General features: G+C 66.0%; 24 protein-coding genes and 1 pseudogene. 16 read left to right on the top strand and 9 right to left on the bottom strand.

Annotated features, from left to right (window positions below; translation table 11 throughout):
• Nucleotides 1-75 precede the first annotated feature (75 nt).
• From IE224_RS08920 to IE224_RS08875, 10 genes and pseudogenes are all read left to right on the top strand, one after another.
• Nucleotides 76-1,083, top strand: coding sequence for a GlxA family transcriptional regulator (locus tag IE224_RS08920; protein WP_191309557.1), 1,008 nt, complete (start codon nt 76-78; stop codon nt 1,081-1,083).
• A 140-nt stretch (nt 1,084-1,223) separates the two neighbouring features.
• A pseudogene (locus IE224_RS08915) lies at nt 1,224-2,201 on the top strand (SDR family oxidoreductase).
• Complete coding sequence (locus IE224_RS08910; RefSeq protein ID WP_191309555.1) at nt 2,202-2,942, top strand: DUF4336 domain-containing protein; 741 nt, start codon at nt 2,202-2,204, stop codon at nt 2,940-2,942.
• 358 nt (nt 2,943-3,300) lie between these two features.
• Nucleotides 3,301-4,236: a manganese catalase family protein gene (locus IE224_RS08905; protein WP_191309553.1), complete on the top strand. Its 936-nt coding sequence runs from the start codon at nt 3,301-3,303 to the stop codon at nt 4,234-4,236.
• A 58-nt stretch (nt 4,237-4,294) separates the two neighbouring features.
• Nucleotides 4,295-4,915 carry an SRPBCC family protein gene (locus IE224_RS08900; protein WP_191309550.1) on the top strand — a complete coding sequence of 207 codons (621 nt, stop codon included), beginning with the start codon at nt 4,295-4,297 and terminating at the stop codon, nt 4,913-4,915.
• Nucleotides 4,915-6,114, top strand: a complete 1,200-nt coding sequence (locus tag IE224_RS08895; protein WP_191309548.1) for a zinc-dependent alcohol dehydrogenase — start codon at nt 4,915-4,917, stop codon at nt 6,112-6,114. The genes IE224_RS08900 and IE224_RS08895 overlap by 1 nt, the downstream gene beginning before the upstream one ends.
• 3 nt (nt 6,115-6,117) lie before the next feature.
• Complete coding sequence (locus tag IE224_RS08890; RefSeq protein ID WP_167624148.1) at nt 6,118-6,318, top strand: hypothetical protein; 201 nt, start codon at nt 6,118-6,120, stop codon at nt 6,316-6,318.
• Nucleotides 6,315-6,485 (top strand): hypothetical protein, encoded by a 171-nt coding sequence (locus IE224_RS08885; RefSeq protein WP_191309545.1) that lies wholly within the window; start codon nt 6,315-6,317, stop codon nt 6,483-6,485. The genes IE224_RS08890 and IE224_RS08885 overlap by 4 nt, the downstream gene beginning before the upstream one ends.
• 62 nt (nt 6,486-6,547) lie before the next feature.
• Nucleotides 6,548-7,063, top strand: a complete 516-nt coding sequence (locus tag IE224_RS08880) for a hypothetical protein (RefSeq protein WP_191309543.1) — start codon at nt 6,548-6,550, stop codon at nt 7,061-7,063.
• 13 nt (nt 7,064-7,076) lie between these two features.
• Nucleotides 7,077-7,523: a DUF421 domain-containing protein gene (locus IE224_RS08875; RefSeq protein ID WP_191309541.1), complete on the top strand. Its 447-nt coding sequence runs from the start codon at nt 7,077-7,079 to the stop codon at nt 7,521-7,523.
• A 14-nt stretch (nt 7,524-7,537) separates the two neighbouring features.
• On the opposite strand, the gene IE224_RS08870 is transcribed toward IE224_RS08875, so the two are convergent.
• Nucleotides 7,538-7,717 (bottom strand): DUF3606 domain-containing protein, encoded by a 180-nt coding sequence (locus IE224_RS08870; protein WP_191309539.1) that lies wholly within the window; start codon nt 7,715-7,717, stop codon nt 7,538-7,540.
• 174 nt (nt 7,718-7,891) lie between these two features.
• Here IE224_RS08870 and IE224_RS08865 point away from each other — a divergent pair, with 174 nt between their 5' ends.
• Genes IE224_RS08865 through ku (IE224_RS08855) form a run of 3 tightly spaced genes read left to right on the top strand, consistent with a single transcriptional unit; the run spans nt 7,892 to nt 10,215 of the window.
• The gene (locus IE224_RS08865) at nt 7,892-8,401 is read left to right on the top strand and encodes a ferritin-like domain-containing protein (protein ID WP_167624153.1); all 510 of its coding nucleotides are present in this window, start codon (nt 7,892-7,894) and stop codon (nt 8,399-8,401) included.
• A gap of 25 nt (nt 8,402-8,426) precedes the next feature.
• Nucleotides 8,427-9,353: an NAD(P)/FAD-dependent oxidoreductase gene (locus tag IE224_RS08860; protein WP_191309537.1), complete on the top strand. Its 927-nt coding sequence runs from the start codon at nt 8,427-8,429 to the stop codon at nt 9,351-9,353.
• 55 nt (nt 9,354-9,408) lie between these two features.
• Nucleotides 9,409-10,215, top strand: coding sequence for a non-homologous end joining protein Ku (ku, locus tag IE224_RS08855; RefSeq protein WP_191309535.1), 807 nt, complete (start codon nt 9,409-9,411; stop codon nt 10,213-10,215).
• Here the strand turns inward: ku (IE224_RS08855) and ligD are convergent, their stop codons facing one another.
• From ligD to IE224_RS08835, 4 genes are all read right to left on the bottom strand, one after another.
• The gene (ligD, locus tag IE224_RS08850) at nt 10,216-12,723 is read right to left on the bottom strand and encodes a DNA ligase D (protein WP_191309533.1); all 2,508 of its coding nucleotides are present in this window, start codon (nt 12,721-12,723) and stop codon (nt 10,216-10,218) included.
• A gap of 3 nt (nt 12,724-12,726) precedes the next feature.
• Nucleotides 12,727-13,608: a non-homologous end joining protein Ku gene (gene ku, locus IE224_RS08845; protein ID WP_229849301.1), complete on the bottom strand. Its 882-nt coding sequence runs from the start codon at nt 13,606-13,608 to the stop codon at nt 12,727-12,729.
• A 54-nt stretch (nt 13,609-13,662) separates the two neighbouring features.
• The gene (locus IE224_RS08840; RefSeq protein WP_191309531.1) at nt 13,663-15,945 is read right to left on the bottom strand and encodes a glycosyltransferase family 4 protein; all 2,283 of its coding nucleotides are present in this window, start codon (nt 15,943-15,945) and stop codon (nt 13,663-13,665) included.
• Nucleotides 15,946-16,012: 67 nt separating this feature from the next.
• Nucleotides 16,013-17,230 carry a glycosyltransferase family 1 protein gene (locus IE224_RS08835; protein ID WP_191309529.1) on the bottom strand — a complete coding sequence of 406 codons (1,218 nt, stop codon included), beginning with the start codon at nt 17,228-17,230 and terminating at the stop codon, nt 16,013-16,015.
• On the opposite strand from IE224_RS08835, the gene IE224_RS08830 reads away from it, so the two are divergent.
• Both IE224_RS08830 and IE224_RS08825 read left to right on the top strand, forming a co-directional pair.
• Nucleotides 17,230-17,487, top strand: coding sequence for a hypothetical protein (locus tag IE224_RS08830; RefSeq protein WP_191309527.1), 258 nt, complete (start codon nt 17,230-17,232; stop codon nt 17,485-17,487). The genes IE224_RS08835 and IE224_RS08830 overlap by 1 nt on opposite strands.
• Nucleotides 17,488-17,553: 66 nt before the next feature.
• Nucleotides 17,554-18,234, top strand: coding sequence for an SDR family NAD(P)-dependent oxidoreductase (locus IE224_RS08825; RefSeq protein ID WP_191309525.1), 681 nt, complete (start codon nt 17,554-17,556; stop codon nt 18,232-18,234).
• A gap of 17 nt (nt 18,235-18,251) precedes the next feature.
• Here IE224_RS08825 and IE224_RS08820 read toward each other — a convergent pair whose 3' ends face one another.
• The 4 genes from IE224_RS08820 to IE224_RS08805 all read right to left on the bottom strand — a co-directional run bounded on the left by IE224_RS08820 (nt 18,252) and on the right by IE224_RS08805 (nt 21,897).
• Nucleotides 18,252-19,295 carry an HlyD family secretion protein gene (locus IE224_RS08820; RefSeq protein ID WP_191309523.1) on the bottom strand — a complete coding sequence of 348 codons (1,044 nt, stop codon included), beginning with the start codon at nt 19,293-19,295 and terminating at the stop codon, nt 18,252-18,254.
• Nucleotides 19,292-20,923, bottom strand: coding sequence for an efflux MFS transporter permease (locus IE224_RS08815; RefSeq protein ID WP_191309521.1), 1,632 nt, complete (start codon nt 20,921-20,923; stop codon nt 19,292-19,294). The genes IE224_RS08820 and IE224_RS08815 overlap by 4 nt, the downstream gene beginning before the upstream one ends.
• On the bottom strand, nt 20,920-21,348 hold the full coding sequence (locus IE224_RS08810) for a MarR family winged helix-turn-helix transcriptional regulator (RefSeq protein WP_167624163.1): 429 nt from the start codon (nt 21,346-21,348) through the stop codon (nt 20,920-20,922). Before IE224_RS08810 ends, IE224_RS08815 begins: the two co-directional genes overlap by 4 nt.
• A 75-nt stretch (nt 21,349-21,423) precedes the next feature.
• On the bottom strand, nt 21,424-21,897 hold the full coding sequence (locus tag IE224_RS08805) for a hypothetical protein (RefSeq protein ID WP_167624164.1): 474 nt from the start codon (nt 21,895-21,897) through the stop codon (nt 21,424-21,426).
• A gap of 304 nt (nt 21,898-22,201) precedes the next feature.
• On the opposite strand from IE224_RS08805, the gene IE224_RS08800 reads away from it, so the two are divergent.
• A complete protein-coding gene (locus tag IE224_RS08800) occupies nt 22,202-22,513 on the top strand; it encodes a co-chaperone GroES (RefSeq protein ID WP_191309519.1) in 312 nt (103 codons plus the stop codon).
• The last annotated feature ends 113 nt before the right edge of the window (nt 22,514-22,626 follow it).

Raw genomic sequence — 22,626 nt, 5'->3', positions numbered from 1 at the left:
ATCCGCCGCAATGATGGCTGCAGGCAGGCGCTTCTGATAGGATCGGACGTGTCATAACATGGGCTGAAAGTGACAATGCGTGCGCATGACGGAAGGCCTGCCGAGATCGGGATTGTCATCTATCCCGGTGTCCAGCAGGCTGCGGTTCACGGCCTGACCGATCTGTTCCGCATCGCCGGAACCTTTGATGCAGGCGCAGGACAACGCAAAGGCCCCCCGCTTCATGTCACCCACTGGAGCTGCGAAGGGCGCGGCGCGGACGCGATGCAGTGCGTCTTCAGCAGCCATCCCCACGCCGCGGCCCGGCCCGCCGCGCTGATCCTGCCGCCAACCCTGACCAATCTGCCGGATGCCGAAACCTGCCGGGGGATCGCCCGGTGGTTGATGGCGCAGCATGAACGGGGCGTGACGCTGGTCTCGATCTGCTCGGGCATCTTCCTGGTTGCGCGGACCGGGCTGCTGGACGGCCGCATCGTGTCGACGCACCGGATCTGCGCGCAAACCCTGATGGAGCAGTTTCCCGACATCGTGGCCGACGCCGATCAGCGCATCATCGAGTATCCGGGCATCCTGACGGCGGGCGGGTTCCTGGCCTGGATCGATGTGGGGCTGAACATGGTGGCGGAATTGCTGGGCGAGGCGGCGCGAACGCGGACGGCGCAGTTCATCCTGTCGGACCCGCCCCCGGAAAAGGCCGCCCATCTGCCGGGCTTCGCCCCGCCCCTGGCCCATACCGATCTTGCCATCCGCCGCGCGCAGGAGCTTGTTCATCTCCGCGACGGGCGGGATGTATCGCTCGATCTGCTTGCTGCCATGGCGCGGCTCGAGCGGCGCACCTTCATCCGCCGCTTCACGCGCGCCACCGGCAGGACGCCGATGGAATACTGCCGCGCCGTCCGGACCGCCCGCGCCCGGGAACTGCTGGAAGCCGGGCATCTGTCCACAAAGGAAATCGCGGCAGCCCTTGGCTATGCCGATGCAGGCGCCTTCGCCCGCGCCTTTCGCCGCCTGAACGGGATGCCGCCCGGCGCCTATCGAAAGCAGATGGACGAGCAGGCGAGGTCCGGCCTTCGGCAAAGCTGAACGGACCAGGCAGCGAGGTGGATCGCCCGAATCCCAACTGTGCCTCATGCTGGAGCGTCCTTCGCCTTCACTGATCATCGCGTTTCTCGGGAACATCATGCCGAGCCTGCTGTTCTAAGATTGCGGCGAAGGGATTTCGGATGGGCAAGCCTTTGAACAGCCTGGGCAGGTTGACGGTCGTCATCACCGGAGCATCCAGCGGCATCGGGCAGGCCACGGCCGAAGCCTTTGCCCGGCAAGGCGCGTCCCTCGTCCTGGTGGCCCGAGACCGCGACGCGATCGAGGCGGTGGCGCAGGACTGACGGGACCTGGGGGCAAGGACCATGGCCGTCGCGGGCGATGTCACCGATGCCTCTGCCATGGCGGATGTCGCCCGCCAGGCGGTGGGGTTCGGCGGTGCGATCCATGTCTGGGTCAGCAATGTCGGGACCGGGGCAGTGGGTGCCTTCCACGAAGTGCCGCTCGAGGCGCATGAGCAGGTCATCCGCACCAATCTGATCGGCCACATGAACGACGCCCATGCCGTGCTGCCGATCTTCCTGCGGCAGGGACACGGGGTGTTCGTCAACATGATTTCCCTGGGCGGCTTTGCGGCAGCACCCTTCGCCGCGGCCTATAGCGCCAGCAAGTTCGGCCTGCGCGGCTTCGCCGAGGCGCTTCGGGGCGAGCTTGTCCCTCACAGGAACATCCATGTCTGCGACATCTACCCGTCCTTCGTGGACACGCCCGGCATCTCCCACGGCGCGAATTATACAGGCCGGCGGCTTTCCGCACCGCCCCCGGTGCTGGATGCCCGACGCGTGGCCGATGCCATCCTGCGCCTTGCCCTGCGACCGAAACCCACCACGATGATCGGGGCGCCGACTGTCCTGGTGAGGCTTGGCCATGCCATCTCGCCGGAACTGACGACGCGGGGGATGGCGCTGTTTCTGCAGTCCTATTTCCGCAGGGCGCCGCAGACCGCCACCAGTGGCGGAAACCTGTTCCGGCCTGCCCCCCGCTCTGGCGGGATAGACGGCGGGCTTCGTTCGCCCGCTCAGCGCCGTATGGCCACGGGCGTGGCGCTTGGCCTGGGGGCGCTTGCGGTGGTGGCCGTGGCCTTGCGGGGGCGTCGATAGATGGCAGATGTGACCTATCCGCCCCTCGATGTCCTGAAGCCCGTCGCAGACGACCTTTGGATCATCGACAGCGGCCCGATGAAGGCCATGGGCCTGATCCCCATCCCGGTCCGGACAACGGCCATCCGGTTGCCGGGGGGCGAGATGCTGATCCACTCGCCATCCCGCTTCACCGCCGGCCTGCGTCGTCAGATCGAGGACATCGGCCCGATCCGTCATCTCGTGGCGCCCAATATCGCGCACTGGACCTTCCTGAAGGATTGGCAGAAGCAGTTGCCCGAGGCCGTCACCTGGGCCGCGCCGGGGCTGCGCAAGCGCGCGCAGGTCAGGAAGGCAGGCCTGCGCCTGGATCACGACCTGGGCGATGACGCGGCCCCCGGCTGGCCGCCGGAACTGGAACAGATCGCCGTCCACGGGGCGGCAGGCTTCTGCGAGGTGGCGCTTCATCACCGCCCCAGCCGGACGCTGATCCTGGTGGATCTGGTGCTGAACCTGGAACGGCACAAGCTGCCGATCCCCGTGCGCCCTTTCGCGGCCGCCGCGGGGATCCTGGCCCCCGATGGCCGTGCCCCGGCCTATCTGCGTGCCATCGTCAAACTGGCCGGGCAGCAGGCGCGGGAGGAAGGGCGACGGCTTATCGCCACCCGCCCGGACCGGGTGATCTTCGCCCACGGCCGCTGGTTCGACCAGAATGCGACCGCCTCGCTTGAACGCTCGCTCCGCTGGCTCAGCGGCCCGTAGGCTCGGCAGGCCTGCGGCAGAAACACCAGCGGTCAGTGTCCCCGGCGCCGCCCTTGGCCAAAGGTGAAGTCCCTTCAGCTCGTCCTAACAGCGACGCTCGTCAGGGGACACGCTATTCTCAGGAGGAGCTCCGCCAGTTGTGCACAGACCTGAGTGCCATGCCCCGCAAGTGCCTGGGCTTGCGGATGCCTGCCAGGTGTTCAAGGGCAACTTGCCGGGGACCAGGCTAATGAAGAGGGAAAGTCTCTTGCCAATCATGGTCGCATCTGGACTGGCGGGTCCACCCTTTAACGACCGCCACGGGAACGAACCGGCTGAAGGGGTGTTCCCCTTGCAGTCCTGATCTCGGAGAACGGTCATGTTCCTGCGTGTCGACAAGCTGCAAGTCGAACTTCCTGCACCGAAAAGACAAGATCCGAATGCCGCGGCTGCCCTTCAGGAATTGCTGGGTGGCAAATACGGCGAGATGTCGACGCTGGGGAACTATATGTTCCAAAGCTTCAACTTCCGCAGCAAAAGCAAGCTGCGCCCCTTCTACAGCCTGGTTGCGGCGATCACGGCCGAGGAACTGGGCCATGTCGAACTTGTCAGCAACGGCGTGGCCATGCTGGCCAATGGTCCCGATAAACCCGGCGGCGACGAGGGTGACGGAGGCGACATCTCGAAGGCCCCGTTCGAGGAGATGAAGGACATCCGGTCCGCGGCCTCTTTCTACAGCCATGCGGGCGGCGCGGTGCCGGTCAACTCGAACTCGATGTCCTGGAACGCCGACATGGTCACCACGACCGGCAACGTGATCGTGGACCTGCTGCACAACTTCCACCTGGAATGCGGCGCGCGGCTGCACAAGCTGCGGGTCTATGAATCGCTGACGGATGCCAACATCACCGGGCGCGAGGTTTGCGGCTACCTGCTGGTGCGCGGTTCGGTCCATGCCCATGCCTATGCCCTGGCGCTGAAGAAATTGACCGGCGTGGACCTGGACAAGTTCCTGCCCACGCCGAACATCCCGCTGGGCAATATCCCCGAATGCCAGAAATACTTGGCCGAGGGGTCGCATCGCCGGCTTTATACCTTCAGCCCCAACGATTACGAGGAAATGCGCGGCATCTGGGGCGGCGGCGGCGAGACCGCCCTGCCCGACGATCCCCCGGGCGAGCTGGAGGTCGTCGACGGGCTGCCCGAAGGCGGCAAGATCCACGATCTGACCGGCGTGCCCTCGGCCTTCACGCCCGACTACGCTCCCGAGGAAATGTTCGAGATCGCGACCAAGCTTTACAAAAAGTCGCGCTGACCCTTGCCGGCGGCCGCCTTTGCGGACGGCCCCGCCCCGCTTGACAAAGGAGGTCCGGATGCCCCGCCGTTCTCAAGGCCTGCCCCTGGCAGCCACCGTCCTTGCCCTGTCCATCGGCGCGGGACTGGCAGTCGGCAAGGCCATGATGGCCCCCCCTGCCCGCCGGCCCCCCGACAGCGCGCCCGGCCGCACGGCCCGGCGCAGCCACTTCGGCGGTTTCCAGGTCGTGGGCCGCACCGTCACCATCCGCGCCCCGCGCGACCAGATCTATCGCATGTGGCGGGATCCGGTTCGCCTGCCCGACTTCATGGAGGGGCTGTCGTCGGTCGAGGTGGATGGGGATCGGATCACCTGGGTCGTCCAGTCGCCCGACGGCCCCTTCCCCGTCCAGACCCGCCTTGTCGAGGATCGCCCCGGCGAAGCCCTTGCCTGGCGCTCGGTCGAGGGGGCCAATATCGAGATCGAGGCCAAGGTCCAGTTACGCGATGCCCCCGGCGATCGCGGCACCGAGGTCGAGGCCCACATCGCCTGGCGCCCCGGCATGGGCATCGTCGGCCATTGGGCGGCCATGCTGCGCGGCACCGATCCCGCGATCCGTGGCAAGCAGGACCTGAAGCGGCTGAAGATGCTTCTGGAGACCGGCGAGATCGCCACCTCGGCCAACCGAAAGGCAGACTGATGCGCGCATTGACCTGGCACGGCAAGCACGACGTCCGCGTCGATACCGTCCCCGACCCGCAGATCGTGAACCCCCGCGATGCGATCATCGAGGTGACGGCGACTGCGATCTGCGGGTCCGACCTGCATCTTTACGACGGGGTGATCCCCGGCCTGCAACCGGGCGACATCCTGGGCCATGAATTCATGGGCCGCGTGGTGGAAACCGGTTCAAAGTCGACGCTGAAGAAGGGCGACCGCGTGGTGGTGCCTTTTACCATTTCCTGCGGGGCCTGCTTCTTTTGCCAGCAGCAACAGTTCTCTGCCTGCGACAACTCGAATCCGGTTGAAAAGCAGGAAGCGTCCGAACTGCTCTATGGCCATGCGATGAGCGGGCTGTTTGGCTATTCCCACCTGACGGGCGGTTATCCGGGCGGGCAGGCGGAATATGTGCGGGTGCCGTTTTCCGACGTGGGACCCATCGTCATTCCCGACGGGGTTTCCGATGAACAGGTGCTGTTCCTGTCCGACATCCTGCCGACCGGCTGGATGGCAGCCGAGAATGCCGATATCAGCGATGGCGACACGGTAGCTGTCTGGGGATGCGGTCCGGTCGGCTTGTTCGCCATCCAGTCGGCGCTGCTGATGGGCGCGCATCAGGTGATCGCCATCGACCATTATCCCCGCAGGCTGGAACTGGCCCGCAAGCTGGGTGCCAAGATCATCGACTATACCCAGACCCATGTGCTGGAAGCCTTGATGGAGATGACGGGCGGGATCGGTCCTGATGCAGTCATCGACGCGGTCGGGATGGAAAGCCACGGCTTCAGCCCAGACCGGATGATGGACGCGGTCAAGCAGAAGGTCGGCATCGGCGCCGACAACGCCCACGCCCTGCGCATGGCGCTGACGGCGGTGCGCAAGGGTGGGCGGGTATCGATCCCCGGCGTCTATGGCGGCATGGCCGACAAGTTTCCGCTGGGCGCCTTGATGCAGAAGGGGCTGCAGGTGCGGACGGGCCAGACCCATGTGCAGAGATATACCCGCCAACTGCTGCACCGCATCCTTGAAGGCGAGATCGACACGACCTTCCTCATCTCTCACCGCCTCTCGCTCGAGGATGCGCCGACCGGATACCGGAACTTCCACGGCAAGCAGAACGAATGGACCAAGGTGGTCCTGACACCGGGCGCTGCAGCCGGTGCCTCAACAGGGAACTAGATCATGTCCACCACTGAAGACGGCGACAAGAAGACCGAGGGCGGGCCGCTAGACCGATCCGCCGGAGCCGCAGGAGAGCCTTCCGACACCGACTACGTTCGCGCCACGGCACCCGTCCGCAACCGGCTGGCCTGGCAGGTGCTGGTCTGGCCGCTGGCCATGATCCTGCTGGTGATCCTGGGCGCAATCTGGGCGCTGTCATGACGGGCCATGAGCCCAAGCCCAGCCGCCGCCGTCTGGGCCGCGCAGGGATCGCGGTTGCCGCGATCCTTGTGGCGATCGTCCTGGTGATCTTTTTCGGTCGCAACCTGTGGCACGCAACCGAAGTGGACGAGCCGCCCCCGGCAACTGGACAGTCCCAGCAGCCCTGAGGCTTGAAACCAAACCCGTCGCGGCAGGTTTAGGTTTACCGACAAGCCCTTAGGACCAGAACATGACCCAAGACACAAGGTTGGACATTCCTCCGGTTCGGCCCGACGGGTTGCAGCTGAACGAACCGCGCGAACGGCAGAGACGCTATTGGAAGGTGCAGCGCATCGCGTGGTGGTGCTTCGGGCTGGTGATGCTGCTGGCCGTGCTGGGATTCACCGGCAGCGGAGGCTTTTTCCACAAGCAGAGGGTCCAGTTCGCGGCCGCCACGGTCGAGGTGCCGCGCGTGTCCCGATGGGAGGGATCGGACGACATGTCCATCACCTTTACCGAGCCGACAGGGACGCACCGCCTGGTCATCTCGCAGCCCTTCTTCGACCGCTTCATGATCGAACGCATCCAGCCCGAGCCCGAGACGAACGGCCTGGCGCCCGGCGCCCAGGTGATGACCTTCTCGGCGCAGGACGACCCGCCTCATCAGGTCAATTTCGACGTCCGCGCCATGCATTTCGGCTGGACTGGCTTCGACATGACCATCGGCGGCGAAACGCGCCGCATCAACCTGCTTGTCCTGCCCTAAAGGAGGGGAAATCATGGATTCGGTCATTCGCGGCGTCTCGATCTATGTCATCCTGCTGATCGCCACGCGACTGTCGGGCCGGCGCACGATGGCGCAGATGACGCCCTTCGACTTCGTGCTGCTGCTGATCATCGCCGAAACGACGCAGCAGGCGCTGCTGGGCGACGATTTTTCCATCAGCAACGCCGTGGTGCTGATCCTGACGCTGTTTGCCACCGATGTGCTTCTGGCCTGGCTGAAAAGCTTCTCGCCCCGCGTCGCGTCGCTGCTGGACGGCAACCCGACGGTGCTCATCAGCCAGGGCCGCATCGATCACGAGGCGATGGAGCGCGCGCGCGTCAGCGTCGAGGACGTGCTGGAATCCGCGCGCGAACAGCAAGGCCTGAAGGCCTTGGCCGACATCGATGCCGCGGTGCTGGAAGTCAGCGGCGGCATCAGCATCATCCCGAAGGAAAGATAGGCCGCGACTGCGGCCTAGTCCTTCAACTTCTGTTCGACCTTGCCGCGGCTGATGCCTTCGGACTTGACCGCATCGCGGACCTCGGCCCGGGACACGCCCATCTTCTCGGCCTCGTAGCGCACTTCATGTTCCTGCCCGCCCGCGACCTTGCGGCGGTCTTGTGCGCGGCTGCGGTTCTTGCCTTCGGTGGCCATCGGATCCTCCTTCCGTTTCTTGTGCAAGATCAACGTGCAGGAAGGCCCAACGTTTCCGGATCCCCGTGATGATTAACCTTTGTTCAATAGCGCCGAAGGGAACAGATCGTGCTCGGGCAGGTTGCTCTGGCTTAAGGCCGCCACCCTGGCCATCCCAAGGAAAGGACCAAGATCATGACAAACGCCGCTTATGACGTGTTCATCGATGGTCTGCGCAATGCCCATGCCATGGAAAAGCAGGCGCTTTCGATCATGCAGCCGCAACTGAACCGGCTGGAGCATTATCCGCAGGTATCCGCCCTGCTGGACCGCCACATCCGCGAAACCGAGGTCCAGATCCAGCGTATCGACCAGATCTTCGAAGGCCTCAACGAATCCGCTTCCGGCGTGAAGGACACGATGCTGTCGCTGAGCGGATCCATGGCGGCCATGACCCACAGCATGGCAACGGACGAGATCCTCAAGAACTCGCTGGCGAACTTCGCCTTCGAGCATTTCGAGATCGCGGCCTATACCGCCCTGATCACTGCGGGCCAGCAAGCCAATGTCACGCAGGCCCTGCCCCTGCTGGAACAGAACCTGCAGGAAGAAGTCGCAATGGCCGCGCAGATCCATGACGGCCTGCCCGAGGTCGTTCGCCAGTACATCGCCTTGTCGGCCAGCGATCAGCGCGCCGATATCTGATCCCGGCGCCGCTGGACCGCCTGCCATGACAAAGCCCGTCTTCGACTGTGCCATCATCGGCGGCGGCCCTGCGGGGCTGACGGCCGCGATCTATCTTGCCCGGTTTCGCCGCCGCATCGTCCTGATCGACGGCGGCGACAGCCGCGCGTCCCTGATCCCCCGGTCGCACAACCACCCGGGCTATCCTGACGGGATCCACGGCAACGACCTGCTGGGACGGATGCGGGAACAGTTGCTGAACTACCCGGCTGCGGTCGTTTCCGCGGACGCGACGGGGGCTACCACGGATGCCGACGGGCTGATCCGCATCTCTGCCGGCGAACAGATCAGCGCGTCCCACCTGATCCTTGCAACAGGCATCCGCGACCGGATGCCCCCGATCAGGGACGCACGGGAACATGTCCGGGAAGGGCTGATCCGGCAATGTCCGGTCTGCGATGCCTATGAACTGACGGGCCAGCCGGTGGCGGTCATCGGAACGGCCGAATGCGCGGCGGGCGAGGCGCTGTTCCTCAGCCATTACACGCCCGACATCACCTTGCTGACGCTGGGCGACGATCTTTCGCTGCCCGACCGGCTGATGCAGAAGCTTGCGGATGCAGGCGTGAAGATCGTGCGCGATCCGGTGGCGGGCTGGGATTTCCAACGCGCCAGTGTTTCCGTGCGGTTCGCCGACAAGGCCGAGACCCGCTTCGCGGCCGTTTATTCGGGCCTGGGCAACGACCCGCGCAACGACCTTGGTTTCGATCTCGGGCTGGATCTGGCCGAAGATGGTCGCATCCTGACCAACCCGCACCAGCAGACATCGCTTCCCAATGTCTTTGCGGCGGGCGACGTTGTGACCGGGTTGAACCAGATCGCCGTCGCCATGTCGCAGGGAGAGATCGCGGCAACCCGCATCCACAGCCTGCTGCGCCTGGCCGAGAACCGCTGCGTGCCCGACAGCCTGTGATGCGGAACAAAGCCCCTTCGCCGCCGTTGGATTGGGCTGGCTAGGAGCATCTGTCATGGCACCGCGGACCTATTGGAAGGGCTATCTGAAACTGTCGCTGGTCACCTGCCCCGTGACCCTGATGCCCGCCATCACGGAAGGCGACAAGGTCCGCTTCCACACCCTGAACGCCCAGACCGGCAACCGCGTCGTCAGCCAGTATGTCGATTCCGTCACGGAAAAGCCCGTGCGCGACGATGACGAGGTCAAGGGATATGAGCGCGGCGAGAATGACTATGTCATGCTCGAGGATGCCGAGATCGAGGCCGTCGGCCTAGAAAGCACCCGCACCATCGACATCGACATGTTCGTGCCCGATCATTCGATCGGCTGGGTCTGGTATGATCGTCCGCATTTCCTGCTGCCGGGGGACGAGGTGGGCCAGGAAGCCTTTGCCGTGATCCGCGACGCCATGGCCGCCAGCGGCACCGTCGGGATATCCCGTCTGGTGATGTATCGCCGGGAACGCGCGGTCATGCTGAAGCCGCGCGGAAAGGGCATGGTGCTGTGGACCCTGCGCTATGGCGACGAGGTGCGGGACGAAGCCGACTACTTCGACGACATCTCGCAGTCCAAGCCCGAGGCCAGGCCCCTGACCCTTGTCCGCAAGCTGATCGGCGAAAAGACCACGCATTGGGATCCCTCCATGGTGAACGATCCCGTGCAGGAACGGCTGCTAGACATCATCGCCGCCAAGAAGAAGGGCAAGAAGCGTGCGGCCAAGCCCAAGCCACAGGCCCACGAGCCAGAAGGCAATGTCATCGACATCATGACTGCCCTGAAGAAAAGCCTGCAGGCCGAAGGCAAGCGCAGCAGCCGCTGATCAGGCCTTGCTGCGCCTTGCCTTGCCTTCCAGCGGACGGGCGGCAGTGCGGAAATCTTCCCACGGGTCATGGGCAAGGTCGTCCAGCCGCGCCGGCGTATTTGTCACGGTGAAATAGGCGGGACCGATCTGGTCCAGTTCCTCCCACGCGACCGGCATGGACACGGCGGCGCCGGGGCGGGCGCGGGTCGAATAGGCGGCGACCGCCGTCATGCCCCGCTGATTGCGCAGATAGTCGATCAGGATGCGCCCCTTGCGCTTGGACTTGGTGATGGTCGCCACGTAATCATCGGGGGAATCTGCGGCCATTGCCTCGGCCAGGCCCTTGGTGAAGGCCTTGACCGTAGGCCAGTCGGCCTTGGGCCGAAGCGGGGCCACCACGTGCAGGCCCTTGCCACCCGATGTCTTGACGAAAGCCGCAAGGCCCGCGTCCTGCAGCCGCTGCCGGACCTCCTCGGCGGCGGCGATGATCGCGCCCCAGGCCACTCCTTCGCCCGGATCCAGATCCATGGTGATGGTGTCGGGCCGGTCCCAGTCCGCGACGGTGGATCCCCAGGGATGGATTTCCAGCGTCGCCGACTGCACCAGGGCCATCAGCCCGTCCAGGTTGTTGACGGCGACCATCGCTTCCTCGTCCTTGGCCTTGGGATCCTTGACCTGGGCGATATGCTTGCTGATCCCGCGCCAGGCGTGTTTCTGGAAGAACCTCTGCCCGGTGATGCCGCTGGGGCAGCGCAGAAGCGCCAGCGGGCGGCCGACGATAAAGGGCGCGATCCGGGTCCAGACCTGGGCATAGTAGTCCGCCAGCCCCTCCTTCGTGATCCCCTCGTCGGACCAATAGATGCGGTCGGGATGGGTCAGGGCCACCCGGCGCTTCTGCGCCTTGGGGGCCGCCCCGGCGGGGCCGCTTTCACGCACCACCTCGGCTGCCGGCTTGTCCTCGCGCAGCCCCCGGAACGAGGCATGGCGCAGAAGGCCGTCGGCGGTCCAGGCGCGGAACTCGACCTCGGCCACCAGTTCGGGGTGCACGAACTGGACGCCCCGCGCCTCGTCGGCGGTCAGCTTGCGGACAAAGGGGCTCTTGTCGATGCGCATTTCCTCCAGTCGGCTGCGCAGATCCTCGGCCACGGCGGCTGAAAAGCCGGTGCCGACGCGGCCCACATAATCCAGCTTGCCGTCCTCGTAGACACCCAGGGCCAGCGACCCCACCAGCTTGTCCGAGGTGGTCGAGGGCAGAAAGCCCGCCACCACGAATTCCTGCCGGGCCGAGCATTTGGACTTGATCCAGCTTTTCCCCCGCCCCGACCGATAAGGCGCATCGGCTTCCTTCGAGATGATCCCTTCCAGGCTCAGCCGACAGGCGTGGCGCAGCACCATCGACCCGGTTTCCCCGAAATGGGCGCTGAAACGGACGCGGCCGGGTTCCGGGCCCACCAGATCCTCCAGGATCCCCTTGCGCTCGATCAGCGGCACGTCGCGAAGGTCCTGGCCGTCCAGGTAAAGCAGGTCGAAGACATAGAACACGAAGCGGTCATTGCGCCCAGCGGACAGATCCGCCTGCAAGGCCGAGAAGTCCGAGGCCCCTGCCCCGGATTCGACCACCAGTTCGCCGTCGATCAGCGCCTGCTGGGCCGGCAGGGCGCGCAGCGCATCCGGGATGTCGGGACCGAAGCGGTCGGTCCAGTCCAGCCCGCTGCGGGTCAGCAGCCGAACCTCGGTTCCCTCCAGCCGGGCTTGCAGGCGATAGCCATCGAACTTGACCTCGTGCAGCCATTCCGGGCCCGTGGGCGGCGACGGCTTCAGCGTCGCGAGGGCCGGTTCGACGAAATCGGGCATGGCCGACGGCGCTGCCTTTGCCACCGGGGCATCCGCTTTGGCGCGGGGCTTCCGGCGCGGCGCGGCAGGGGGCTTGGCGGGCTTCGACGGGGCATCGGCCCCCTTGGCCACATCCTCGACCGTGCGTCCGGTCTGGATGGATTCCGGGCGCTCGGACAGGATATCCGGTGCGTCGGGGGGGCGGGCGGCGGCATCCTCGGACTTGATGAGCAGCCAGTTCTCGCGCGTCTCGCCGCGCTTGGGACGCATCCGCACCAGATGCCAGCGACCCGACAGCTTTTCCCCCTTCAGTTCGATTTCCAGCTTGCCCTTGGCATAGTCCCCGTCGACCCGGCTCCAGTCGCCCCGGTCCCAGACGATCACCGCGCCCGCGCCGTAATTGCCCTTGGGGATCGTGCCCTCGAAATCGGCATAGTCCAGCGGATGATCCTCGACATGGACGGCCAGGCGCTTCTCGCCGGCGACCAGGCTGGGCCCCCTGGTCACGGCCCAGCTTTTCAGCACCCCGTCCATTTCCAGCCGCAGGTCGTAATGCAGCCGGGTGGCCGCGTGCTTCTGGATCACGAAAGAGCGGCCCGTCTTGCCCGCCTTGCGACCGGGGGGTTCGGCCGTCTGCGTGAAGTCGCGCTTCTGGTTATAGGTTTCCAGGCCCGCCCCCGACGATCCCGCCATGACCTAGCCCGCCTTCTTGCTGCCCGAGGACCGCGACGGCGCCTTCCTGCCCCCGCCGCGCGGCTTGCTGGTGCCTGGACTGCTCCGCGTGGTCTTGCGCCCAGTTATGCCCGCGCTTTCGCGCAGCGCCGCCATCAGATCGACCGGCATGTCCCGCTTGGGTTCGCGGCGCGGCTGGATCTTGCGGCCCTCGATCTTGGCCTTGACCAGTTCGGCCAGGGCAGATTCATAGCGGTCGTCGAAGTCGCGCGGGTCGAAGGTGCCGCGCTTGGTCTTGATGATATGCTGGGCCAGATCCAGCATCTCGCCCTTGATCTGCAGGTCGGGAATGTCGGCAAAGACCTCGTCCGCGTCTCGCACCTCGTAATCGAAGTTCAGGGTCGTGGCGATCAGCCCGCAGTCATGGGCGCGGATCAGGACGGTGCGGACGCGACGGAACAGCACCGTCTGCGCCAGGGCCGCGACCTTCTTTCCACGCATCCCTTCCCGGATCAGGGCAAAGGCTTCCTCGGCCGCCTCGTCGGTGGGCAGAAGGTAATAGGGCTTGTCGAAGTAAAGGTCGTCGATGTCGTTGCAGCCGATGAAGTCGGTGACCGACAGCGTCTTGTCGCTGTCGGGCACTGCCGAGGCGACCTCCTCGGGGTCCAGCACGATGTATTCGCCCGATGCGATCTCGTAACCCTTGACCTGCTCGTCGCGGTCCACCGGATCGCCTGTTTCGCTGTCCACGAAGACGCGGCGCAGCCGGTTGCCCGTCTTGCGGTTCAAGGTGTGGAAGGCGATCCGGTCCGAGGTCGACGCAGCGGTGTAAAGCCCGACCGGGCAACTGACCTCTCCGACCTTGAGAAAGCCTCTCCAGTTCGCCCTGGCTGCCATGGTCGCCATCCCCTTGGTGATCCTGTCCGAAACGGCCCGCCAAGCCGTCGGGTTCCCGCTCCGTCATCCCAGGCCATTGTTCCGCAGCATGATTTCACGGGCCAGCGGCCATTCGACGCTTCGCGCGCCGCCCGTGGGATCCTGGCCCAGCAGGCCGTTCGGGCAAAGCCGGTCGTCGTCCCACCCGTGATGGTTGGCGACGGGGTAAAGGCAGACCCCCTCGATCCGCACGCCGCGCCTGCGCGCACCGTCAACCTGATCGCGGATATAGGCGAACCAGGACGCGCGGCGCGCGCCCTCGGTCCCGGTCTCGGCAATCATCAGCGGGCGGTCATAGCGGGCCGCGACCTCGAACAGCAGGTCGGCCAGCGGACGATACGCGGGGTGATCCATGTCGATGGCCGGCCCGCCGTGGATCCATTGGTTGTTCCAGTAATAGTTGACCCCGACAATATCGAGAAACGCAGGCTCTCCGCCCAGTTGCGGCCAGATTCGGCCCGAGATCATGTCGAAGGCCTGGAACTGCGCCTCGTGATGGCCCTGCGCCACGGATGTCGGGTCGCCGCCTTGCGGGTCATGGTGGATTGCCAGCAGCGGTTCGGCCTGGACAAAGCGGGCACGGGGATCGACGGCGCGCAATTCACCCATCGCGGCGATCGAGGCGCGGGCAAGCTGGCACTTCAGCTCGAACCCGCGGCCGGCGGCGAAGGGGTTCAGGTATCGGACATCGCCCCCTGCCCAGGAAAAAAAGCTGATCTCGTTCACGGGGCACCAGAAGGGCACGGCATCCGTCGTCTCGCGATGATGCAGGGCGACGGCGCGGGCATAGGCCGCGAAGCGATCCACGAAGGCCGGCGCCCAGATGTCCAGATCGTCAGGCCAGCCGTAATGCAGCAAGTCCCAGATCACCTGCGTGCCGGTGTCCCTGGCAGCCTCGATCATGCCGGTCAGGCTGGAAAAGTCATAGCGGCGCGGCCTCTGCTCGATCAGGTGCCATCGCGCCCCGTCGCGGCAGGCCCGGATCCCCAGGCCGGACAATTGCCGGTAATCCTGCGCGGCATGGGTGTCGTGGCCCGTCGAGGCGATCACGTCCAGCCGCTGCCCCGACCGAAGCCGGTGGGTGGACGACTCCCACCCGCCCAGGACGAAGCTGTTGAAGGTGGCAGGCGGGGGTGCGGGGGCACGTTCTGCCAGCACCCGGTCGATCAGCGCCTGCCATTGCGGCACAACAACCCGGGCCGCATTCCTGGCCAGCACATGGTCGCGCAGCGCCGCCCCCAGCCGGTTTCGCAACGGGGCATCCCCCAGCAGACGCATTATGGCCTGATCCAGCGCACCCGCATCCCCTGCCGGCACCAACAGGCCGGTGGTCCCTTCCGCGATCTGCTGGTCGGCTCCGTGATCGGCAACGGCGATCACGGGCAAGGCGGCTGCGCCCGCATGTCCCAGGACATGGGCCGTTTCCCCGTCCTGGGGCAGGCAGCAGAGGAGGTCCATCGCCCCCAGCAGGTCGAGCATGTCCCAGCCGTCGCCTGCAAAGATCATCCGGCGTCCCAAGGGTCGGGCCAAAAGGCGAAGCTGCTGCGCGTCTTCGGGCACAAGGGGATCGGGAACACCCACGGCGACGAACCGGGCGTTGGGCACACTGCCGGCGATGCGAAGGGCGGCGGCGATGAAGTCCTGAACCCCGGCCCCGCAATCCGGGCGTCCGACCCAGCCGATCAGCAGGTCGTCCGGGGCGATGCCCAACGCGGCCCGGACAGGGCCGCGGCGTTCCGGGCGGAATTCCTGCGGATCCACCATCGGCGGGATCACCACGGCGTCGTCCGACCGGCCGGGCATCCCGGAGGCCGCAGCCGCCCGGATGCCGTTGCCAGGCCCCACATAGCGGACGGTCAGATGCTTGGGCCCTGCCAGGGCGTCGCTGACCCGCGCACCGTATTCGATCAGCGGCGGGCGCACCGCCATGCCTTCAAGCGCGGGATAGATGTCGGCGACGTTCTGGCAGGACACGACAACATCCGCTTGCACCAGCTTGCGCCGCAGATGGTCCACGGTATCCTCGAATCCCAGGTCATAGGGCGTGGTGTCCACATTCACGCCAAGGCTTGCCAGTTGTTCATGGGTCCGGAGGCTTGTCCGCTGGTCGCGGAAGCAGGAGATGACCGTGATGCTGTAGCGGTCGCGCGGCAACTGGCGGGCCAGCAGGCGGACGTTCGCCTCGTCCGGTCCTACCCCCAGCCGGGCCATCACGAAAACAAGGCGGATCAGCCGATGCTGCGCATTCGGAACCGCAAAGGCACCGGCTGTGACCCCGGGCCCTGCACAGGTTTCGTCGCCGATCATGCCGCCACGGGACGGGACTGGCAAAAGCCGGGCAGTTGGGTGCAGTCAGTCGGCAGTTGGCAGCGCATCAGGCTGGCATGGAGGTGACGCCATCCGGGGCCAGCAGGCCCCCGACCCCCGGCAGCGGCGAGGACGACAGCAACCGCCTGCGCATGACGCGATCCAGATGCGACTGCATCTGCCGGAAGGTGTTGTCCCAGCTTTGATCCGCCAGCATCCGGTCGGCGGCCTCGCGCCACGCCAGTCCCTGACCCGCCAGGATCTGCTCGCAGGCCTGGATGAAGCGGGCGGCATCCGGGGCGATCCGCACCGCCCCCAGATCGCCATACTGTCGCACGACATCAGGCACGGGCGTCGAGACGACCTGCACCCCGCCTGCAAGGTATTCCGGCGTCTTGGTCGGCGAAATGAACCGCGTGGCCTCGTTCATGGCAAAGGGCATCAGCGCCACGTCCCAGCCCGACAGATAGGCGGGCAACTGGTCATAGCCGCGCTGACCAAGCCAGTGGATGTTCGGCGCGCGGGGCAAGTCCTCGGGGCCGATCTTAGCCAAGGGCCCGATCATCACGATCGACCATTGGGGACGGGCCTTTGCCAGGGCGGCGATCAGACCAAGATCCAGCCTTTCGTCGATCACGCCATAGAAGCCGAGACGCGGGCCGGGCAGCGCTGCCTGATCCGCCGGTTCCGCCAGGGCGGCACGGGCATTGGCAAAATGCGAGGTGTCGACGGCAGACGGGAACACGTGGATATTGCCGTGGCGTCCGGCCTTGGCCTCGAAGATGGACTGGCCTCCGGTGAAGACCACATCCGCGGCCTTCATCAGGGCAGCCTCGTTGGCGGCAAGTCCGGGCGGCGCAAAGCGGAAGGCGGATAGTTCGTCCATGCAGTCATAAACCACAGCCGCCGCATCCACGTGCCGGGCGATCGGCCACATCATGGGCGTATAGAACCACAGGACCGGGCGACGTATTCCTGCCAGGGCCATCATCTGGTCCAGCAGCCCCGCCAGGGCGCGATCCTTCTGCTGGACCGACCACTGGGCTGGCAGGCGGGGGCGGATGGACTGGACGCTGGTGCCTTCGAAGGCATGAAACTCCAGATAGGGAAGGTGATGGTCGGTGGGAATCGCTTCTTCCCAGATGAACAGGCGGTGACTTTCGGCAAAGCGGGACATCAGATGCTGCGGCCGCTGCCACACGAAATCCCAGCGGAGATGCGAAAAACAGATCAGCGCAGGCCGGGCCGAGGGCGCAAGGGGGGTCACGGGGAAAACATCGTTCATTGCGCCATCCTTTCGGCCGTTTCCTGCGTCAGCGTCATGGCCGGGTGGCCTGCATTCCTGTGCCGCCCATGGCTTTCCGCAGCCGGAACGGCGCAGCGGAAGAACGGCTGTTCATCCTGGAGATCCTGGCGATGATGAGCGGGGGTCGACACGACAAGCCGGCAGTCGCAGCGATCCGTCCCGGCATATGGTCCACCCGTTCACACTTGTCTTCCAAACCGGAAGCCGTGCAGGAAGGTTTCATTGATCTTTATTAGGCGAAGGCCGACCGGTAGTTTTCCTTGCGCTGCGCCCTATTCTGCAGGGGCAAGGGCGGAGGATGCATGAAACAGCAGGATCTGGCAGTGGTGATCGGTGCCTCGGGCGGCATCGGCGGGGCATTGACGCGCGATCTGCAGGGGAGGTTTTCCGGGCAGGTGATCGGCCTGTCGCGGCCTGAACTGGACCTGGCCGATCCGGGCAGCATCGCGCGGGCCGCGAACCGCATCGGGCAGATCGGCGTGCCGACACTGGTTCTGGTGGCGACCGGGGTTCTGCACGGGCCAGGGATGCAGCCGGAAAAAACGATCCGCAGGCTTGATCCGCAGGCCATGGCCGTGTCCTTTGCGGTGAACACGATCGGCCCTGCCCTGATCCTGAAGCATTTCCTGCCGCTGATACCCCGCGACCGCCGCGCGGTCCTTGCCGTCCTGTCCGCCAAAGTCGGCAGCATCGCCGACAACCGGCTGGGGGGATGGTATTCCTATCGCGCCTCCAAGGCGGCCCTGAACCAGGTCATCCGCACCGCCTCGGTCGAACTGCGCCGTACGCATCCCAAGGCGATCTGTGCGGCGTTCCACCCCGGCACCGTGGCGACGCCGCTGTCCGACGGCTTCGCCAAGACCGGCCTTCAGGTCCAGGATCCGAAAGACGCCGCAGCCTCCCTGCTGGACAGCATCGCCCGCCTGACGCCTGCAGACAGCGGCGCATTCATGGACCGGTTCGGGACGCCCATCCCCTGGTAGGCCGACCGGGCGGCAGGTCATCGGGGGGCGCTGTCGGTATCCACGTGGACGATCACCGACATGCCGGGAAGCAGATCCTCGGCATGGGGCTGGTCCCGGTCGATGGCGATGCGAACCGGCAGGCGCTGCGCGATCTTGGTGAAGTTGCCGGTCGCGTTTGTCCCGGCAAGCAGGCTGTATTCCGATGCCGTCGCGGGCGAAAAGGACTCGACCCGGCCCGTGAAATCCACGTCGCGGACAGCGTCCACCGTAAAGCGGACGGCTTCGCCCGGGCGCAGGCCGGTCAGCGCGGTTTCCTTGAAATTCGCAATGACCCAGGTTTCGGTGCCCACATGGGACACAAGCGCGCTGCCCGGCGTCACATATTGCCCCACCCGGACCGAGACCTGGCCCAACCGCCCGTCGGCCGGTGCCCGGATCACGGTATTGTCCAGATCGATCTGCGCCAGTTCCACCGCCGCCTGGGCTGCGGCGATGTCTGCCTGGCGCGACTGCAGGGCGACACGCGCGGATTTCACCGATTCCCGCTGCACGTCGACCTGGGCCTCGGCCTGGGTTACGCCGGCTTCAGCCTGTTGCAGCGACAGTTCGGATTGCTCCGCCGCCGATTGCGAGGCCACGCCCCGCGTCCGCAGTTCCTCTGCGCGGTTCCAGCTTGTCTGCGCCGTCGTCAGGGCCGACCGCGCGGAGGCCACGCCCGCCTCATTGGCCCGCAGCACTGCCTCGGCCGAGGCGACGCCCTGGGTCGCCACCTCCATCGCGGCGCGGGCGGCGGCAAGTTGCGCCTCGGCCTGGGCCAGCTTCTGGCGGGGGATGCGGTCGTCGATCCGCGCGATCACGTCCCCTGCCCTGACGGCCTGGAAGTCCGTGGCCTCGACCGCCGCGACATAGCCGGTGACCTGGGGCGCGACGGTCGTGACCTTGCCCCGGACATAGGCGTTCTCGGTCGTTGGTTCAGACGGCTGGAACGGCGGCAGGTGCCAGGCGAAAAGCAGCAGCAGCACGCCCGCGGCGCCGATCACTAGGGCGATAACGGTGGGAAGGAGGTTTTCTTTCTTCATGGTGTCACATCCGGTTCTGCCTGGGGCGACATGCGCAGCGCCAGCCGGTCGCGCAGCATGTGCAGGACCAGGGCCAAGGCGGCGCCAAGGGCGATCAGGGCGGTCAGAAGATAGGCGTCGTTATAGGCCATGACAGATGCCTGGGCCGTGGCCTCTTGCGCGATCTGCGCGGCGGCCTGCGCGCTGCGGGAGGCGGCATCCGGCACCTGCGCCGCAAGACCTGCGGCCCGCGCCGCGATGGCCTGCATGGTCGGCGCGTCGCCCACGGCGATCTGTTCGGTCAGCACCGCGTAATGGGCCGCCTGGCGGTTGTTGATAAAGGTCGTGAACAGCCCCGACCCCAAGACGCCGCCCAGGGACTGGGTCGAGATGAAGACGATCACGAAGGACAGAAGATACTGCGGCCCGCGCGCAAGCGCCGACACAAGCCCCGCCATCATCGCGGGCGGCAGGAACAGCATCCCGGCGAATCCGATCAGCGCCTGGCTGACGATCATCTGTTCCGGCCGGGTGTCGATGGTGGCCTGCGCGTCCATCAGCGCGCCGCCCGCGATCAGCAGCAGCGCGATCAGGTGCAGGACAGCCACCCGGTTTGGGCGCATCCAGGCCACGCAGGCCAACCCGCCCAGCAGGCTTGCGCCCACGATGATCGCGAACAGGCCGGTCATCTGCGAAGGGGGGACGCCCAGCGTCAGGAACATCCGGGGTGCGCCCGCGCTTTGCTCCGACAGGATCAGCCGGAACAGGAACAGTGTCGCGGTCAGGTGCAGCATGGCCGGGCTGACCAGCCAGCGGATGTCCAGAAGCGGCGCTTCGCGGTTCAGCTCGACCGCGACCGCGACAGCCAGTGATGCGACTGATGCGGCCAGCAGCGCCCCGACCCAGGGCGCGTCGGTCCAGTTGTGGATCGGCCCCAGCACGAAGCCGATGGTCAGCCCTGCAAAGCCGAATCCGATCAAAAGGAAGCTGAGGAAATCCAGCGACTGGATGACCTTCATGTGCGGCACCGGGCGCAGCGGCAGCCGAAAGACCAGCATCAGCGACACCATCGCCATGCCAAGCGCGGTCAGATGGATGCCGCCAAGCCCCCCGTCCCCGATCAGCGCGGGCGAGACGACCCGCGCCAGCGTCGGCCCCGACATCATCACGGCCATCGCGGCGGGCAGGCCAAGGCGCATCTTCCATTGCTGGGACAGCGGCTCCAGCATGTACATGAAGGCCAAGGTGGACAAGGGCGCGGCCGCCGCGCCCGACAGCGCCTGCAGGACCACGGCGGACCGGAAATCCTGCATCCAGACCGAGGCGAGGGCCACCGCGACATAGGCGATGATCCCCACCTCGGCAAAGCGGCGCAGCCCGTATTGCGTGCGGATCTTGATCAGCAGCAGCGGCAGGGATGCGCGGGGGATCATGTAAGCCGCCATCAGCCAACTGGCCTGGGTCGTGGTGATGCCCAGATCTCCCGCGATTTGCGGGATATTGGCGGAAACGAAGCCCTGCCCCAGCCCCTGCGACAGCGCCAGCATGACGGCTGCGCCCATATAGGCCAGGGCCTGGGGCACCGGCAGCGGCGGGTGGACCACCGGTGCGGGCGCGGTCGGGGCGGGGGTGGGGGCTGCGGCGGTCATTCGCGGTCCAGCCTGGCGATATTGGCGGCGATGCGATCCATCACCGACTGCGCCACGGCCAGATCAGCTGGCGGGATGCCCGCGATCAGGTCGGCGCGCATCCGGTGGGTAAACTCGACGATCTCGTTGTCGCGGCCCCGCATGGTCAGGAACAGCGCGTTCTTGCGGGCGTCGCCCTCGGCCGGCCGGCGTTCGACAAAGCCTGCGCCTTCAAGCGCGTCGATCTGGCGCTTCAAGGTCGGCGCCTCGATATCAAGGGCGGCGGCCAGTTCGGACTGGGTCGCCCCGTCCATCCGCGACAGCGTGGTCAGTGCGCGCGCACGCGACAGGGTCAGCCCCACCGCCTCGGCCCGCGCGTCATAGCTGCGGCGCAGCAGGCGCATCAGGTGAAGCAGCGTGTCAAAGAAATGGGGCGATTGCGGCATGAAAGGTTCCTTGGTCGTTAGCTAGCTAATGATCTGGGCGCCCCGCGTCAAGGGCCGCAGCAGACCGGCCAGGGATCAGTGGTTGAGTCTGGGCGAGATGAACAGGATCCTGCGGTCGGGCTTGTCGCCCTCGGCATTGTCCTGTTGCGGCAGCGCCCGATCCTCGACCGCAGGGCGGCTGGCGTGCAGGACGTCCAGCATGTCGGGAAAGCCGCTGGCCACGTCCGGCATTCCCGCGATCTCGTATGCCGTCTGCCCCACGGCGGCGTAATGGACCACGGTGCCGCCCTGCCGCGTCAGCCGCGCCGCGAAGAACGCGCAGGAGATCAGGCATTCATCCCCGATCTGGCGCGATTCGCCCTTCCTGGCGCCCCTTTGGGCCGCATCCATCAGGCGGACCGTCAGCCGGTCGGGCGCCAGCGGGCGGTGCATGTAGCGGGCCAGGGTCGAGGCAAGGTGGAATTCAAGCTGCGCGGAAAGCGCGACCTGGCTTTCCCGCATCCCCTCGACCACCAGATCGCGGGCGACAGAAAGGTAAGTGTCCATCATGAAGCCCTCGGCATCATTGTGACAGATCCATGTCCCTCAAGGTTTGACGCAGTCCTGCTCCACGTCAAGCCCCCAGTGGCGCGGACCACGCTGAAATCACAGGATATTGCGGGAGGGTTACGGGTTTTGGCAGCAGCCGGAAGACAGTGCCAATATTTTCCTCGACCCCCTCTTGAAATCGCTTCCGGTTTTGCCAATTCATGTCCCGCGCGATGCCTGAACGGGTCGCGCAAGCCCTGTTCCGGTTCTCGGACCGGCACAGAGGAACCGCTCAAAGATCTGTTTGTCCATGAGGGAAAACGACATGACGTTCCGTCCACTCCAAGACCGTATTCTGGTCCGCCGCATCGATGCCCAGGAAAAGACCGGGGGCGGGCTGATCATCCCCGACAGCGCCAAGGAAAAACCCCAGGAAGGCGAAGTGCTGGCCATTGGCACCGGCCTGCGCAATGACCGGGGCGACCTGATTCCGCTGGAGGTCAGCGTCGGCGACCGCATCCTGTTCGGCAAATGGTCCGGCACCGAGATCCGCCTTGATGGCGAGGATCTGCTGATCATGAAGGAAAGCGACGTGATGGGCGTGCTGGATACGCCGGCGATCGCCAAGGCCGCCTGATCCCGAAAGCGTTCAGAGAGGAGTGAACCCAATGGCTGCGAAAGAAGTGAAGTTCAACACGGACGCGCGCGACCGGATGCTTCGGGGCGTGAACATTCTGGCGGATGCCGTGA

The organism is Paracoccus aerius (assembly GCF_014656455.1).
In the GTDB taxonomy this organism is placed as follows: domain Bacteria; phylum Pseudomonadota; class Alphaproteobacteria; order Rhodobacterales; family Rhodobacteraceae; genus Paracoccus; species Paracoccus aerius.
This window is presented reverse-complemented; position numbering and strand designations above follow the sequence as displayed.